The sequence below is a fragment of the Luteimonas sp. GW821-FHT14E02 genome (genome assembly GCF_058803905.1).
The window spans coordinates 1-15,271 of record NZ_JBXAPK010000010.1; the positions used below are offsets into that span (position 1 = coordinate 1).

The following is a 15,271-nucleotide window of genomic DNA, read 5'->3' on the forward strand; positions in this document are numbered from 1 at the left end:
AAGCGTTTTTCTTTGGTTCGTTTCTTTTGGGGCTTACCAAAAGAAATGAACTCGCCCCTTCAGGGGCGAAACGCTTTTGCTCCTAACAAACAACGAGCCACGAAAGCTCAACCTTCTGGGCACGGCCCACCAGCATCAGACCAAGTCTTGAACGCCGCCACAAACTGGTCATGCGACACCGACACCGGCTTGCGTTCCCCACCCGGCTGCCAACCCCACAACACCAGCTTGTCTTCGCTCACATGCTTGAGCAACGCGGCGAAGTCGCGATCGCCGTTCTTCGACTTGTCCTGGATCATCTCGCACAGTTCCTTCGCCGGCAGTCCGATCCAGGCCATCTTGTGATCAGGCGGGGGCAGATGCCAGTTTGGTGCGCCGGGCGGTGCATGCGGGCCGTAGCTGGCCGGGGAGTTCTGCACGCCGTGGCAGGTGCTGCAAGGCAGGCCGGGCGCGCCCTTGCCTTCGGGGCCGCGGACGACACTCATCGCATGTGGTGTCTGGGTATCGAACTGCAGCGGCTGGTCACCAGGAATGTGGCAGTTGCTGCAGCGCGGGTGCTGGAACACTTTCTCGACGGTGGCGAAGGCTTCGATCGCCTTGGCCTTCTGTTCCGGGCTGACGCGCTGGCCGCAGGCGGCGAGGGCGAGCACGGTGAGACACAACAGGGCGGAACGCTTCATCGTCGTTCTCCTCCTCAAGCTTTCGCCGCGGGCGTGGCTGCAAGCTGCAACGGCAGTTCGCGCAATCGCTGTCCGGTGAGTGCGAACACCGCGTTCGCCACCGCTGGTGCGATCGGTGGTGTGCCGGGTTCGCCGACGCCGCCCATCTTTTCGGTGCTCGGCACGATGTGCGCTTCGACCACCGGCATCTCGTGCATGCGCAGGACGGTGTAGTCGTGGTAGTTGGATTCCTGCACGCGGCCTTCCTTGAAGGTGAGCCTGGAGTGCAGGGCGGCGCCCAGGCCGAAGGCGATGCCGGATTGCATCTGCGCTTCCACGGCGCCGGGATTCACGGCGAGGCCGCAGTCGATCGCGCAGACCACGCGATGTACCTTGATCGTGCCGTCTTCCACCGAGACTTCCGCCGCCTGCGCGACGTAGCTGCCGAAGGATTCGTGCACGGCGATACCCTTGCCACGACCTTTCGCCAGCGGTTTGTCCCAGCCGAATTTCTCGGCGGCGAGGTTCAGCGCGGCGAGATGACGCGGATGGTCCTTGAGCAGCGTGCGGCGATATTCGAGCGGATCCTTGCCGGCGGCGTGGGCGAGTTCGTCGACCAGGCTCTCCATCACGAAGCCGTTGTAGCTGTGGCCAACCGAGCGCCACCACAGCACGGGGATGCCGGTGTCGGGCGAGTGCAGGTCGACGCGGTGCGCGGGCGTGCCCGCCACGTATGGCGAATCGGCGACACCTTCCACGGAAGTGGCATCGATGCCGTTCTTGATCATCGCCGGCGCGAACGGTGTGCCGGCGACGATCGACTGTCCGACCAGGGTCTGCAGCCACGCAGCCGGCTTGCCGTCCGCATCGAGGCCGACCTTGGCATGCTGCACGTAGGCCGGGCGATAGTAGCCGCCACGGATGTCGTCCTCGCGCGACCAGACCGTCTTCACCGGCGCCTTCGCGGCCTTCGCCACTTCAACCGCTTCGGTGACGAAATCGGAGACCGGCGTGGCGCGACGGCCGAAGCCGCCGCCGAGGAAGGCGGTGTGGATGAAGACCTGTTCCGGCTTCAGGCCCGTGATCTTGGCGGCGACCTGCTGATCGACGGTCTGGAACTGGGTGCCGGTCCAGATTTCGCACTTGTCGCTGTCGATCTTCACGGTGCAGTTGAGCGGTTCCATCGGCGCATGCGCGAGATAGGGCACCGCATATTCGACTTCGACGGTCTTCTTCGCGTTCGCCATCGCCGCCACGGCATCGCCCGCCTGCGCGGCGACCGCGCCGGGCGTGAGCGACAGCTTGGTGAACTCGTCGCGCAGGGCGGCAGTGTCCAGCGTCGCGTGCGGACCGAGGTCCCACTCGACCTTCAGCGCATCGCGGCCGAGTTTGGCCGCCCAGTAGTGATCGGCGATCACGGCCACGCCGCTCGGCACCTGCACCACGTCGCGCACACCGGGCACCGCTTTCGCCGCGGTGGCGTCGAAGGATTTCACCTTGCCGCCGAACACCGGCGAGCGAGCCACCACGGCGGTGCGCAGGCCTTCGAATTGCACGTCCATGCCGAACTGGGCGCGGCCGGTGATCTTTTCCGGCGTGTCGAGACGGTTGGTCGGCTTGCCGATGATCTTCCAGTCCTTCGGCTCCTTGAGCTTCAGCGATTTCGGATCGGGTGCCGTCAGCTTCGACGCCTCGTCGGCGAGTTCGCCGTAGCGCAGGCGCTGGTCGCCGGCGATGACGTGGCCGTTCTCGGTGCGGATCTGGTCGGCCGGCACTTTCAGGCGCGCGGCGGCGGCCTGCACGAGCAGCGCGCGCGCGGTGGCACCGGCCTGGCGGTAGCGGTCGAATTCGCTGGTGGTGGTAGAGGAGCCGCCGGTCATCTGGATGCCGAAAGCCGGGCTGTTGTAATCCGGCGCGGCGGGCGCGTGCTCGACCTTGATCTTCGACCAGTCGGCGTCGAGTTCTTCGGCGATGAGCATCGGCAGTGTGGTCCAGATGCCCTGGCCCATTTCCGAGTGGGCCAGCAGCACGGTCACGCTGTCGTCGTTGCCGATGCGCAGGAAGGCGTTGGGGGCGAAGGCGGTTGCGGCCGCGGCGGGTTCCTGCGCGAGGGCGAAGCGCTTCGCGCCGGGGACCACGAACCCGATCACCAGGCCGCCGCCGACAAGCGCGCTGGTCTTGAGGAAGTTGCGACGTGCCGGACTGAGGACTGCGTTCATGAGAACCTCCAGATTCCCTTCTCCCGCTTGCTGGATCGAAGTCGCCACAAGCGGCTGAGGGGTGGCCCGTAGGCCGGATGAGGGAGACGGAGTCAGGGCGTGCGGTGTTCGAGGATGTCGGGCCGCGCCCCTCACTCCAGCCTTTCTCCTGCGTGCAGGAGAAAGGTTTTGGTATGGAATCAGGTGCTCAGTTCGGCCGCGCGATGCACCGCGGCGCGGATGCGCTGGTAGGTGCCGCAGCGGCAGAGGTTGCCGGACAGTGCCTGGTCGATGTCGGCATCGCTCGGCTTGGGCACCTGCGCGAGCAGCGCGGCGGCCGACATGATCTGGCCGGACTGGCAGTAGCCGCACTGCACCACGTCGAGTTCGGCCCAGGCCTTCTGCACCGGATGGGTGCCGTCCGCCGAGAGGCCTTCGATGGTGGTGATCTTCTTGCCTTCCACGGCCGAGACCGGGGTGACGCAGGCACGCAGCGGCGCGCCGTCGATGTGGACGGTGCAGGCGCCGCATTGCGCGATGCCGCAACCGAACTTGGTGCCGGTCATGCCGAGCAGATCGCGCAGCACCCAAAGCAGTGGCATGTCGGCCGGCGCGTCGACTTCGCGCTCGGTCCCGTTGACGTGCAGTTTCATGATCGTCTCCCTGGCGACGGCTGGGGGTGAGGAGCCGCGCTCAGCCGATGCCCTGTCGGCAGCGGCTGGGCGACGAACGACCGGCCATGAATGACCGGGCCGATGGCTCCGCAGTTCGGGATGTTACGCCACGGATGGCGTCACGAAAGTGTCGAGATCGTTATCGGAGGATCGTCGAGGCGGGGTGAATTCGTGACATCGCGTCCGAAAAGACAGATTGCCATGTGGCGATGTCGTCCGGCCGGATTGGACTAGCACGATCCTGCAAGAATCGGACACGATCCTGCAAAGCATTGCAGCGGCCCGGGGCGGGCCGGCTGCGATGTGGCGGAGCGTCAGCGTGCCGCGGTGCGCGCGTCCGTCGCCGACGGGCAGGGCATGCCGGCTTCGGCCCAGGCTTCCAGCGCCTTGACGAATTCGGCGTGGCTGATCGGCGGGGTACTGCGATGAGCGCCGGGATTCCAGGCCCACAACACCAGCGGATCGGTGTGGCTGCCGTAGGCGCCCATGTGTTCGACCACGGACCTGGCGGTGGTGCGGTGGCCGTTGCGCTCGGGGTCCTTGAGCTGTTCGCAGATCTGCGCCTTCGACAGGCCTTCCCATTTCATCGACGCGGGCGCCAGCTGCCAGTTCGGCGTGCCGGGCACGCGGCCGTCGGCGGTGTTGCTGGCCTGGTGGCAGGTCTGGCATTGCAGCGTCGGCGCGCCGTGGCCGCCATCGTGCGCGCTGGTGCCACCGGTGCCGCGCACCACCAGCTGGGTATGGCGGATGCCGGCGTCGGTCTGGCGCGGGAAGTCGACCTGATGGCAGTTCATGCAGCGCGGATGCATGACCACGCTGGCGATCGGATCGAACAGCGCGGGATCGCCGCCGGTCTTGGCGGGTCCGGCAGGTTTCGGCGCGTTTTCCGCCGCGATGGCCATCGCGGCGGCGACGGCCGAGACGATCCCGAGCAGGGCGACGATGCGCAGCGGGCGATTGCGTACGTTCATGGCGTCCTCCTCAGGCGATCTGCAGGTGGTGCTTGAGCGGCAGGGTGCGCAGGCGCTGGCCGGTGGCGGCGAAAACCGCGTTGGCGAGCGCGGGCGCGACGCATTCGGTACCGGGTTCCCCGCAACCGGATGGCGGCGCGTCGCTATTGACCAGGTGCACGTCGATCCTCGGCGTCTGGTACATGCGCAGCACCGGGTAGTCGTCGTAGTTGTTCTGCTCGACGATGCCGTCCTTCAGCGTGATTTCCTGGAACAGCGCGCCGGACAGGCCGAAGATCACGGCCGATTCCACCTGCGCCCGGACCAGGTCGGGATTGATCACCACGCCGCAATCGATCACCGCCACCACCCGGTGCACGATGAGCCGGTTGTCGGCATCGACGCTCACCTCGATGACCTGGCCGGCGAAGGAGCCGTAGGACGCATGCGCGGCGATGCCGCGATGCACGCCCTTGGGCAAAGGCTTGTCCCAGCCCGCGGCGCTGGCGGCGGCGTCGAGCACGCCGAGCAGGCGCGCGTGTTTCGGATCGTCCTTGAGATGGTCGCGGCGAAACCGGTAAGGGTCCTTGCCGGCGGCGTGCGCCAGCTCGTCGATGAAGGTTTCGACGATGAAGCCGTTGAAGGAGTGGCCGACCGAACGCCACCACCACTGAGGGATGTCGGACTTGGGCTGGTGGATGCTGAAGTGCATGTTCGGCACGGCGTAGGGCATGTCCTCCGCGCCTTCGGTGTTGGACGGGTCCACGCCGTTCTTCATCATCGCCTCGAACGGCGTACCCGGCAGGAAGGCTTGCGCGGCATGGCGATCGCTCCACGACGACAGCCGGCCGTGCTCGTCCAGCGTCGCGCTGAGGCGGGCATGCACGAACGGACGATAGAAGCCGCCATGGACGTCGTCCTCGCGCGTCCACATCAGCTTGATTGGCGCTTTGATGCCGGCCGCGCGCGCGGCCTTTGCCACTTCCGCCGCTTCCGCCGCGATCGGGGGATTGGTGCGCCGGCCGAAGCCGCCGCCGACCAGCATGGTGTGGAGCTTCACCTGCTCCGGCTTCAGCCCGAGCACCTGCGCGATGGCCAACTGGTCGCCGCTCTGCCACTGCGTGCCGATCCAGACCTCGCAGCCATCGTCCTGCAGGTCGACCACGGCGTTGTACGGCTCCATCGGCACGTGTGCGAGGAACGGGAACGGAAATTCGGCCGTCAGCGTCTGCCTGGCGTTCTTTTGCGCGGCGGCGACGTCGCCATCGTTGCGCGCCACCAGCGCGCCTGGCGCATCCATCAGCTTTGCGTAATCGGCGCGCATCTGCGCGGTGGAGCGGCGCTCGCCAGCGACCGGATCCCAGTCGACGACGAGAGCATCGCGCCCTTTCTTGGCCGACCAGTAATCCTTGGCGATGATGGCGACACCGGTAGGAATCTGCAGCACATCGACCACGCCGGGCACCGCTTTCGCCTTGTGGGCATCGAAGCTTCGCAGCTTGCCGCCGAACACCGGCGGTCGCACGCGCATCGCGGTCAGCATGCCCGGCAGGTAGACATCGAGGCCGAACTTGCCGCTGCCATCGACCTTGATCGCCGCATCCAGCCGCTGCCGCGGCTTGCCGATGATCTTGAAGTCCTTGCGGTCCTTGAGCTTGAGCGTGTCGAGCGCGGGGGCGGGCAGCGTCGCGGCCTCGTCCACCAGTTCGCCGTAGCGCGCGCTGCGCTTGCCGGCATCGTCATGGACCTGGCCGGCCTCGGTGCGCAGGCTTGCGGTATCCACGCCCCAGCGTTTGGCGGCGGCGGCGACCAGCAGGGCACGCGCGGCGGCGCCGGCCTGGCGCTGCTGCATGTATTCCGAACCGGTCGACATGCTGCCGCCGGTGATTTGGGTGTGGAACACCGGCTGGTTGTAGGCCGGATCGGCCGGCGCCTGCTCGTAGCGCACGCGCGACCAGTCGGCATCGAGTTCCTCGGCCACCATCATCGAGATCGCCGTCAGCGTGCCCTGGCCGAGTTCGGAATGGCCGACGATGACGGTGACTTGATCGTCAGGCGTGATGCGCACGAAGGCGTTCGGTTGCAGCGGTTTGCCGCTGGCCGGTTCGGACGCCATCGCGGCGCGTCCGCGCGGGACCAGATGGAAGCCGATCAGCAGGCCGCCACCGGCCACGGCGCTCGCCTTGAGGAAGCGGCGGCGCGAGCTGCCGGAAGCGTCGAGCGATGTCTTGGTATCGTCTTTCATGGCGCCACCTCCTCAGGCCGCGTTGTCGGCGATCTCATGGATCGCACGGCGGATGCGCGGATACATGCCGCAGCGGCAGATGTTTCCCGACATCGCTTCGTCGATGTCGCGATCGTTCGGTTTGGGGTTGACGGTGAGCAGTGCCGTGGCCGCCACCACCTGGCCGGATTGGCAGTAGCCGCATTGCGGCACGTTCAGCGCCACCCAGGTGTCCTGCACCTGCTTGCCGACCGGCGTGGCACCAATGCCCTCGACGGTGGTGATCTGCTTGCCGGCGGCGGCGGAGGCCGGCATCACGCAGGCGCGGCGCGGGCTGCCGTCGACCAGTACGGTGCAGGCGCCGCACAACGCGGCGCCGCAGCCGAATTTTGTGCCGGTCATGTGCAGGTCGTCGCGCAGCACCCAGAGCAGGGGCTTGTCGTCGGGAGCGTCGACGCTGTGTTCCTTGCCGTTGATGTTCAACGTGATGGCCATGGCTTTCTCCGGAGGGACGGTTGGCTAGGCGACCGCGGCCGGCAATGTGCGACTGCGGCATTTTTGTTCGTCGACGGTGGCGCCGCGTGTGCATCACCGTCTGTGACGCGTTGCCGGATATGATGGTCACGGGACTTGGGCGAGGGCTTCCAAAATGTCCACGGTGCTTGCAAATTCTCCGGACGATATTTCCGCGGACTCCATGGAGACCGCAGGCATCAATCCCCGCACCGAAACACTCGCTGCCTGGTCAGGGCTCGAACTGTCGCTGCTTTCGGAACAGATCCTTGCACCGACCGATTGGGCGATCCACGGTGAAGAACACACGCTGATCGTGCATTTCGAAGGCGAGATGCACGATCTGGTGACCGAGATCGAAGGGCACGAAGCGCGACGCATGCCGGCGGCGGTCGGCGATGTGCTGTTGATTCCCGCTGGCCGCAAGTACGCGAGCCAGGCGCGCGGCGGCAATTACCGTTGCGCCGAGATCCGCGTCGCGCCGGAGTATTTCGAGGAACTCGCCGGGCGCACGCGCGATTTCCGCGACATCCCGCCGCGGCTCATGCATCGTGACGAATTCCTCTACCTCGCCGCGCGGCGGCTCGCCGAACAGGTGGGGCGGGACGACGACCTGTCGCGGATGATGAGTGCCTCGCTGAGCCAGATGATCGGGCTGCATCTGCTCGACAGGTATGGCGGCGCTCTTATCGATGTGTCGGCGCAGGGCGATTCGGGCGAGTTGTCTCCGCAGGCGCGGCAGTGGCTGGAGGACTACATCGAGGCGAATCTGTCGAAACGCATCGTTCTGGAAACACTGGCCTCGCTGGCGGGGATGAGCGTGCACCGGCTCCTGATTGCGTTCCGCGGCACCTTCGGTACCACGCCCGCGCAATACGTGATCCAGCGGCGCCTGGCGCACGCCAGAGCGCTGCTCGCCGGGACGCGGCAGGGCATCACCGCCATCGCCATGGCCACCGGCTTCGCCAGCCACAGCCACTTCACCACCGCGTTCAAGCGGCATGAGGGCGTCACGCCGAACCAGTTTCGGCGCGCGCGAGGCGGTCACTCCCGTGAGGCTGGGGGATAGGCATTTGTCGTCGACCGGCGCTATCGTTTCCTCGGTCTCCCCGTCTGCGTCGGAATCGCGCGCTTCTCATGTCTGAACATCGAATGGTGATGGAAGCGGCGCTGCGGGCCTTGCAGCGCGGCGATGCGGCGACGCTGGTGGTCGTGCTGGAGACCGAAGGCTCCACGTACGCGCGCGCGGGCGCGATGGCGCTGTTTGGTGCCGCCGACGGACAGGTCGGCTGGCTCAGCGGCGGTTGTCTTGAACCGGCGATCGAACGCATCGCGAGCGAAGCCGCACGCGAAGGGCAACTGCATTGGCTGGAGATCGACACGCGCGAGGACGAGGACATGCTGTCCGGCTCGGCGGTCGGCTGCCGCGGCCTGTTGCGTCTCGCGTTGCTGCCGCTACGGCAGCTGCCGGATGCGGAAGCGCCGTTCGCCGCATGGCAGCGCGGGCGCACACCACTGGACTTGAAGATCGATCGTGATGGCGCGGTTGCGTGCATCGCCGCGGGAGCGACGTGCGACTGGCGCATCGCGACGACGACGGTGGCGTGGGGATCGACGACGACGGCGTGGTCGCTACGCATCGACGCGCCACCCGAAGTGCTGGTACTCGGCGCCGGCCCGGAAACGCCGATGTTGTTGCCGCTGCTGCGCGAGATGGGCTGGAAGACCACGCTGGCGGAGCGTCGCGAACGCTGGCGCGGGCAGGCGCGCTTCGCGGACCGGCATCTCGATGCCACGCCGACGGATGCCGTGCGCGCGGGCCCGGTATTCGACGCCGTGCTGGTGATGCATCACAACTTCGAACTCGATCGCGAAGCGCTCGATGCGCTGGCGGCGAGTGCAATTCCATTCGTCGGTCTGCTTGGTCCGGTGCGCCGCCGCGAGGATCTGTTCCGCGTGCTGCCGGCATTGCATCGCACCGCATTGGCGCCGCGCCTGCGTTCGCCGATTGGCCTCAAGCTGGGCGGGCAGGGGCCGCAAGCGATCGCGCTGAGCATCGCCGCGCAATTGCAGGCGTATCTGCATGCGGTGGAACCGGGGCGCGCGTCTGGAGAAGAACTCGCATCCAACCCCGATCCTCGACACGCCGAGGCGGTGGCTTGACCGCATCGCATGCCGCCATCGTGCTGGCGGCGGGCGGCAGCCGTCGTCTCGGACGTCCAAAACAATTGTTGCAGCGCGCGGGCGAAACGCTGTTGCATCGCGCCGCGCGCCTGGCCTCCGAGACGAATCCGCAACGCCTGCTGGTGGTGCTCGGCGCGCAGCATGACGCTTGTGAACTGGCGCTGGCGGACATCGCTTGCGACATCGTCATCAATGAGGATTGGCGGAGCGGCATGGCCAGCAGCCTGCGCACCGCCGCGGCCGCATTGGCCGGGCATCGCGCGCCGACGCTGATCCTCGCCTGCGATCAGCCGGCGCTCGAAACCGCGCATCTCCGGCAGTTGCTGGCGGGCGCCGCCACCGCGTCGTCGGGTTGCGCGGCGACATCGCACGTGGACAAGCGCGGAGTTCCGGCCGTGGTCACGCCGTCGCTGCTGGCCGAGGCCGCGCGATTGCAGGCGGATCATGGTCTCGGCGGACGTCTGCGCCTGCTGCCCGATGATGCGGTGTGGACGCTGCGCGCGCCGGAACTGGAATTCGATCTCGACACCGAAGCCGATGTCGAAACCGCCATCGCCCGAGGCTGGCTCGATTCGGATCAGTCGGCGTAGTTGACCGATTCAGCCCTTCGTCGCCAGCCAGATCGCCAGGGCGACGCCCACGACCGCGACCACGAGCGCGGCAAGCCGATACCAGCGCGCCCGTGCGCGCAGGCGACGCGCGAGTTCCTCGCTGATGGTCCTGGCTTCGGCGATCAACGGCGCGACCATGTGCTCCGTTTCGGCATAGATCGCATCGGCTCGCGAAGGTTCGGCCTCCGCGTGCGCGGCGGCGGCCTCGTAATGCTGGAAGGCGCGCTTCTGCAGCTCGTGCAGGCGTGCATCGAGCACGCGGATGTCGAGGTGTCGGATGTCGGGATTGTGGATGTCTTCGGTCATGCGGCTTTCTTTCCGGACGCCGCGATCGTCGCACGAAACCGGGCCGGTTCGCCTTCGCACGCCGCGTGCGTGCGAAGGCGATGTGCGATGACGGTCACGCGCTACGCAGGGCCTCGGTGACCGGCAGGCGCGCCGCGCGCACGGCGGGGAACAGGCCGCCGATGAAACCGATCGCCATGGCCCACTTCACACCGGTCCACAACAGTTGCGGCGAGACCATGAACTGGAACGTCAGCTGGCCGACGCCGCCGGCGATGGTGGAGGCGGTATAGCCGTTGAAGATGAGCCAGGCCAGCAGTCCTCCGATCACGCCGCCGAGCAGTGCCAGCAGCAGCGTTTCCAGCATCACCGCCACCACCACCGGCACGCCGCGGAAGCCGATCGCGCGCAGCGTGCCTATTTCCCGCTGCCGCGCGGCGACGCTGGCGTACATGGTGTTAAGCGCGCCGAACACCGCGCCAAGCGCCATGATCACGCCGACCACGATGCCGATGGCACGCAGGACGGTGGTCATCTGTTCGGATTGCTTGTTGAAATATTCGAGCGTGGTGGTGGTGTCCACATCCAGGCGCGGATCGTTGGCGAGCGCGGCCTTGAACCCCTTGAACGCGGCGGCGGAGCTGAGCTTGGCGGTGACCGAGCTGCGCGAGCTGCCACGGTTGTAGGTGGAAGCAACCACTTCGGCGTCGCCCCAGATTTCCGAATCCATGGCGTCGCCGGAATGGAAGATGCCGACCACGGTCCATTCCTGGCTGCCGAGCTTGATCACATGGCCGGGTTCGAGTCCCGCGAACTGACGCTGCGCGCCGCTGCCGGCCACCAGTTCGCGGCGGCCGGTTGCGAATTTGCGGCCAGAAACGATCTTCACGGATGGACGCACCGCCCAGGCCTGATCGCCGACACCGCGCACCTGCACGCTGCCGTCATCGCCGCTGCCGTCCTTCAACGGCAGATTGGCGGCGACGATCAGTTCGGGCGAGATCAACGCGCGTCCTTGCGCGTCACGGGCGACGCCGGGGGCGTCGTTGATGGCGACGACGCTGTCGCGGCTGAGTGTGGACATCACCTCGGCCGCGGAAGCGCCGCGCATCACGATGGCGCTGTCCTCGCTGCCGCTCTTGCGCAACGTTTCCCGATAGCCTTCGGCCATCGCCAGCAGCGCCACCAGTACGCCGACCACGCCGGCGATGCCGATCACCACCACGAGGGAAGCTGCGATGCGCTGCTTCAGCGTGCTGAGGCCGACCTGGGTAACCGATCCGGTCTGCTGGCCGCGCCGGGTGAACAGCAGCCAGAGCACGAACAGCACCGCGATTGCGAGCAAAACGAACCACGGCAGCGCCAGCCATGCCGCGATGCTGAGCAGGACGATCCCGCCGAGCAGGGAACCGCGAAGGAATGCTTTCATGTCAAATTCTCCTCAGCGTCCGGCCAATGCATCGACGATGTTCAGACGCATCGCCCGCAGTGCGGGCAGGGCGCCCACCAGTAATCCGATCCCGAGCATCAGGGCGATGCCAAGTGCCCAGCTTCTCCATCCCACCGGCGGAATCTGCACGGCACCGTTGCTGATGCCCGCAACGATCGGCCCCAGGACGACCGACAGCGCCACGCCGAGCACGCCTCCGATCAGCACCATCAATACCGATTCGGCCAGCACCATCAACAACACGCTGTGGTTGGAGAACCCGATCGTCTTGAGCACCGCCAGCTCGGGAATGCGCTCGCGCACCGCCTGCGCCATCGTGTTGCCGGTGAGCAACAGCAGCGTGAAGAACACGGCGCCCATGATCGAGCTGACGATCAGGCCGATGTCGGCCATCTGTTTCATCCACGCCTGCGCGGCCGCCTGTTCGGTCTGGGTCTTGGTTTCGTGGTCGGAGTTCGCCGACAGCGCGTCGATCGCCTTGGCGGCGCGGTCGGCCTGATTGGCGTCGTGCAGGCTGACGACGTACCAACCGGTCTGGCCGCGGTTGTAGGGCGTGGATTCGTCGAAGTACTTCCAATGCATCATCAGCATCTGGCCGTACCAGCCGCCGGTCTTCTTGTCCTTCGGCTTCATCACGCCGACGATGTCGAAGCTCCAGTTCTTGCTGCCGTCGCTGTTGGGGAAGATGGTCGATTGCAGCGGGATTTTCTGGCCGACTTTCCAACCGAAGCGCTGCATCAGGTCCTCGCCGACCAGGATGCCGGTGCGGGTGTCGTCGAATGCCTTGCGTTCGGCCGGCGCAACGTCGATTTCCGGATACTGGTCGAGATAGTTCGGCGAGACGGCGAAGCTGAAGATCTGGTTGTGCGGATCCTGATAGGCGCCGCCGAACCAGTTCGCATAAGCCACGCCTTTCACGCCATCGATCCGTGCGATGCGGTCATTAAGCGCCATCGGCAGCGGCTGGATGAAGGACAACTTGGCACCGGTCTGCAAGCGCTGCGCGCCGTTCGCGCTCTGGCCGGCCTCGGCGAAGCTTTCGCGCACGCCGTCGAGCAGCCCGAACAGCAGGAACGCCGCCACGATCGAGAAAAGGGTCAGGAACGTGCGCGTCTTGCGCCGGAACAGTTCCGCCCAGATCAGATGGAGATATTTCATGGAATCCTCCGGAAGTTTTTCCTCCCTCTCCCGCGAACGCGGGGAAGGGTTGGGGGGGGGGCGCTTCTTCGCGAGAAGCCCGGCGCAACGCGCCTTCGCATTCCCTCCCGATCTCCCCCGCAAGCAGGGGAGGCGACTGTCAAGCCACGCGCCGCACCTGTTCGACCAGGGTGCCCTTGTCGAGATGCAACGTATGGGTCGCGTACTCGGCCGCCTTCGGGTCATGGGTCACCATGACGATGGTCTTGCCGTGCTCGCGGTTGAGCAGTTGCAACAGCTCCAGGATTTCCTCGGCCGAATGCCGGTCGAGATCGCCGGTGGGTTCGTCGCAGATCAGCAGCGTGGGATCGGAAACGATCGCGCGCGCGATCGCCACGCGCTGCTGCTGGCCGCCGGAGAGTTCGTTCGGCTTGTGTCCGAGACGTTCCTTGAGACCGACCAGCGTCAGCGCGATCTCGGCATTGCGCTTGCGTTGCGCGCCGCCGAGATTGGTCAGCAGCAACGGCAGCTCAACATTGCGCTGCGCGGTCAGCATCGGCATCAGGTTGTAGAACTGGAACACGAAGCCGACGTGCTGGCTGCGCCAGTGGGACAGTTGTCCGGCGCTCATGCGATCCAGGCGTTCGCCCTCGATCTCGATTTCCCCGGAGGTGGGGACGTCGAGGCCGCCGATCAGGTTGAGCAGCGTGGTCTTGCCGGAGCCGGACGGGCCCATCAGCGCGACGAAGTCGCCCTTGGGGATTTCCAGGTCGAGCCCGTGCAGGACGGCGACCTGCTCGGGGCCGCGCTGGTAGGTCTTGGTGAGATTGCGGATCGATACCAGGGATGACATCGCTCTACCTCGAATGTAGGCCGGGGCTACGTCCCCGGCAGGGGGCTGCTGTGGATTGCTCGGCTGGAGGACGTAGCCCCAGCGATGCCGCTCCCGGCGTCCGCCGGGCCTTCACAACCACTGCGACGATCGGGAAGGCCGGATATCGACAAGTCGTCGACATCCCGCTGCCCGATCCGGAAATTATTTTTCGGCGTCCGCGCCGGCCACCCGCACCTTGCCTCCGTCCTTGAGCTCGGCGGGCGGGGACAGGACCACCTCGTCGCCGGCCGACAGGCCCGAGAGTACCTGCCGGTCGTCGCCGATCGTGCGACCGAGCTTGAGTTCGCGCTGCTCCACCGTGCCGTCGTCGCCGCCTTTCAGCGCGAAGGCGACATTGATGCCCTCGCGCTGCGCGATGGCGGCGGCGGGCACGCGCACGCCGCGCGTCTGCAGCGGTGACGCGGCGGCGGGCTTTTCGTTTTCGAGGAAGCTGACGTTGACGCCCATGTCCGGGACGATGCGCGGGTCCTTCACCTTCAACGCGATGCGCACCTTCACCGTGGCCTTGCCGCGGTCGGCGGCGGGGATGATCGCGATCACCTCGGCGGGAATCTTCCAGTCCGGATAGGCGTTGAGTGTGGCCTCCACCGGCATCTTCGGCTGCACGCGACCGATGAACGCCTCGCCGACGTCGACTTCCACTTCCAGCGAATCCATGTCGACGATGGTGCCGATGCCGGTACGTGTGAACCCGCCGCCGGCCGAGAGCGGCGAGACGATTTCGCCCGGCTGCGCCGCCTTGGCGGTGATGATGCCGGCGAACGGCGCACGCACCACGGTGTAGTCGAGATTGATGTCGGCGATCGCGAGCTGGTCCGAGGCGACCTTGGCGTTGCGCTGCGCGGTCACCAGCTGCGCGCGCAGGGAGTCGCGCTGCGCGACGGCCTGGTCGTATTGCGATTTCGACACCAGTTGCTGGCTCACCAGGGTCGACAGGCGCGAAGCATTGACTTCGGCTTCCTTCAGCTGCGCCTGCACGCGTGCGATGTCGCTTTGCGACGCCGACAGCTGCGCCGACGCCAGCGTGCGATCGGCGGTTTCACTGATCGGATCGAGCGTGGCCATCACCTGGCCTTCCTCGACGCGCTGTCCTTCCTCGATCAACACCTCGCGCACCTTGCCGGTGATCTTGGCCGAAACCGTCGCCGTGCGCCGCGCCACCACGTAGCCGGTGGCATCGAGCACCGATGCCGATGTGCCGCCACTGCCGATCGCCGCCACCGTGGCGGTCCGCACCTCGACACCCTTGTCACGTGTCAAGAACAGCCAGAGGCCGACGCCCAGCGCCGCGATCACGGCGATCACGATCAGGGCCGCCCACAACCCACGCCGTGACGGCGGTGGGGGCGCCTTGCGGTCGATGCGGAGTTCCTTCAGCAGGTCGGCGGAAGTGTTCATCGTGATCCAGAAACGGGAAGGGGCGAAACGGGAAAAGGCATTGTGGCGGTATGCGTCCGCAGTCGCCAACCGAGTTCCCCCTCGGTGTGATGC

Annotated in this window: 14 protein-coding genes; 3 read left to right on the plus strand and 11 right to left on the minus strand. The window is 66.6% G+C overall.

The window, feature by feature from the left end; all coding sequences use genetic code 11:
* Window positions 1–107: 107 nt before the first annotated feature.
* From AC1RNP_RS15555 to AC1RNP_RS15580, 6 genes are all read right to left on the minus strand, one after another.
* On the minus strand, window positions 108–680 hold the full coding sequence (locus AC1RNP_RS15555) for a hypothetical protein (protein WP_493052191.1): 573 nt from the start codon (window positions 678–680) through the stop codon (window positions 108–110).
* A gap of 14 nt (window positions 681–694) precedes the next feature.
* Window positions 695–2,878, minus strand: a complete 2,184-nt coding sequence (locus AC1RNP_RS15560; RefSeq protein WP_493052192.1) for a xanthine dehydrogenase family protein molybdopterin-binding subunit — start codon at window positions 2,876–2,878, stop codon at window positions 695–697.
* Window positions 2,879–3,057: 179 nt separating this feature from the next.
* Window positions 3,058–3,510 (minus strand): (2Fe-2S)-binding protein, encoded by a 453-nt coding sequence (locus AC1RNP_RS15565; RefSeq protein WP_493052193.1) that lies wholly within the window; start codon window positions 3,508–3,510, stop codon window positions 3,058–3,060.
* Window positions 3,511–3,845: 335 nt separating this feature from the next.
* On the minus strand, window positions 3,846–4,502 hold the full coding sequence (locus tag AC1RNP_RS15570) for a hypothetical protein (protein WP_493052194.1): 657 nt from the start codon (window positions 4,500–4,502) through the stop codon (window positions 3,846–3,848).
* A gap of 10 nt (window positions 4,503–4,512) precedes the next feature.
* A complete protein-coding gene (locus tag AC1RNP_RS15575) occupies window positions 4,513–6,726 on the minus strand; it encodes a xanthine dehydrogenase family protein molybdopterin-binding subunit (protein WP_493052195.1) in 2,214 nt (737 codons plus the stop codon).
* A gap of 12 nt (window positions 6,727–6,738) precedes the next feature.
* Complete coding sequence (locus tag AC1RNP_RS15580; RefSeq protein WP_493052197.1) at window positions 6,739–7,200, minus strand: (2Fe-2S)-binding protein; 462 nt, start codon at window positions 7,198–7,200, stop codon at window positions 6,739–6,741.
* A gap of 202 nt (window positions 7,201–7,402) precedes the next feature.
* Here AC1RNP_RS15580 and AC1RNP_RS15585 point away from each other — a divergent pair, with 202 nt between their 5' ends.
* From AC1RNP_RS15585 to AC1RNP_RS15595, 3 genes are all read left to right on the plus strand, one after another.
* Entirely contained in the window at window positions 7,403–8,287 is an 885-nt protein-coding gene (locus tag AC1RNP_RS15585; protein WP_493052198.1) for a helix-turn-helix transcriptional regulator, read from the plus strand.
* A gap of 68 nt (window positions 8,288–8,355) precedes the next feature.
* Window positions 8,356–9,381, plus strand: coding sequence for an XdhC family protein (locus AC1RNP_RS15590; protein ID WP_493052199.1), 1,026 nt, complete (start codon window positions 8,356–8,358; stop codon window positions 9,379–9,381).
* Window positions 9,378–9,992, plus strand: coding sequence for a nucleotidyltransferase family protein (locus AC1RNP_RS15595; RefSeq protein WP_493052200.1), 615 nt, complete (start codon window positions 9,378–9,380; stop codon window positions 9,990–9,992). Before AC1RNP_RS15590 ends, AC1RNP_RS15595 begins: the two co-directional genes overlap by 4 nt.
* A 9-nt stretch (window positions 9,993–10,001) precedes the next feature.
* On the opposite strand, the gene AC1RNP_RS15600 is transcribed toward AC1RNP_RS15595, so the two are convergent.
* The 5 genes from AC1RNP_RS15600 to AC1RNP_RS15620 all read right to left on the minus strand — a co-directional run bounded on the left by AC1RNP_RS15600 (window position 10,002) and on the right by AC1RNP_RS15620 (window position 15,178).
* Window positions 10,002–10,319, minus strand: a complete 318-nt coding sequence (locus AC1RNP_RS15600; RefSeq protein ID WP_493052201.1) for a hypothetical protein — start codon at window positions 10,317–10,319, stop codon at window positions 10,002–10,004.
* Between the two features lie 94 nt (window positions 10,320–10,413).
* Window positions 10,414–11,727, minus strand: a complete 1,314-nt coding sequence (locus tag AC1RNP_RS15605; RefSeq protein WP_493052202.1) for an ABC transporter permease — start codon at window positions 11,725–11,727, stop codon at window positions 10,414–10,416.
* Window positions 11,728–11,739: 12 nt separating this feature from the next.
* On the minus strand, window positions 11,740–12,906 hold the full coding sequence (locus AC1RNP_RS15610; RefSeq protein ID WP_493052203.1) for an ABC transporter permease: 1,167 nt from the start codon (window positions 12,904–12,906) through the stop codon (window positions 11,740–11,742).
* Window positions 12,907–13,045: 139 nt separating this feature from the next.
* Complete coding sequence (locus tag AC1RNP_RS15615; RefSeq protein ID WP_226469397.1) at window positions 13,046–13,738, minus strand: ABC transporter ATP-binding protein; 693 nt, start codon at window positions 13,736–13,738, stop codon at window positions 13,046–13,048.
* A 183-nt stretch (window positions 13,739–13,921) separates the two neighbouring features.
* Window positions 13,922–15,178, minus strand: a complete 1,257-nt coding sequence (locus AC1RNP_RS15620) for an efflux RND transporter periplasmic adaptor subunit (protein ID WP_493052204.1) — start codon at window positions 15,176–15,178, stop codon at window positions 13,922–13,924.
* Window positions 15,179–15,271: the final 93 nt, after the last annotated feature.

Excerpts from the sequence above, each read along its gene's own strand:
- AC1RNP_RS15600 (WP_493052201.1), bottom strand. The coding sequence starts at position 10,319 with ATGACCGAAGACATCCACAATCCCGACATCCGACACCTCGACATCCGC.
- AC1RNP_RS15605 (WP_493052202.1), bottom strand. The coding sequence starts at position 11,727 with ATGAAAGCATTCCTTCGCGGTTCCCTGCTCGGCGGGATCGTCCTGCTC.
- AC1RNP_RS15575 (WP_493052195.1), bottom strand. The coding sequence starts at position 6,726 with ATGAAAGACGATACCAAGACATCGCTCGACGCTTCCGGCAGCTCGCGC.
- AC1RNP_RS15560 (WP_493052192.1), bottom strand. The coding sequence starts at position 2,878 with ATGAACGCAGTCCTCAGTCCGGCACGTCGCAACTTCCTCAAGACCAGC.
- AC1RNP_RS15615 (WP_226469397.1), bottom strand. The coding sequence starts at position 13,738 with ATGTCATCCCTGGTATCGATCCGCAATCTCACCAAGACCTACCAGCGC.
- AC1RNP_RS15580 (WP_493052197.1), bottom strand. The coding sequence starts at position 7,200 with ATGGCCATCACGTTGAACATCAACGGCAAGGAACACAGCGTCGACGCT.
- AC1RNP_RS15565 (WP_493052193.1), bottom strand. The coding sequence starts at position 3,510 with ATGAAACTGCACGTCAACGGGACCGAGCGCGAAGTCGACGCGCCGGCC.
- AC1RNP_RS15590 (WP_493052199.1), top strand. The coding sequence starts at position 8,356 with ATGTCTGAACATCGAATGGTGATGGAAGCGGCGCTGCGGGCCTTGCAG.
- AC1RNP_RS15610 (WP_493052203.1), bottom strand. The coding sequence starts at position 12,906 with ATGAAATATCTCCATCTGATCTGGGCGGAACTGTTCCGGCGCAAGACG.
- AC1RNP_RS15570 (WP_493052194.1), bottom strand. The coding sequence starts at position 4,502 with ATGAACGTACGCAATCGCCCGCTGCGCATCGTCGCCCTGCTCGGGATC.
- AC1RNP_RS15555 (WP_493052191.1), bottom strand. The coding sequence starts at position 680 with ATGAAGCGTTCCGCCCTGTTGTGTCTCACCGTGCTCGCCCTCGCCGCC.
- AC1RNP_RS15585 (WP_493052198.1), top strand. The coding sequence starts at position 7,403 with ATGGAGACCGCAGGCATCAATCCCCGCACCGAAACACTCGCTGCCTGG.
- AC1RNP_RS15620 (WP_493052204.1), bottom strand. The coding sequence starts at position 15,178 with ATGAACACTTCCGCCGACCTGCTGAAGGAACTCCGCATCGACCGCAAG.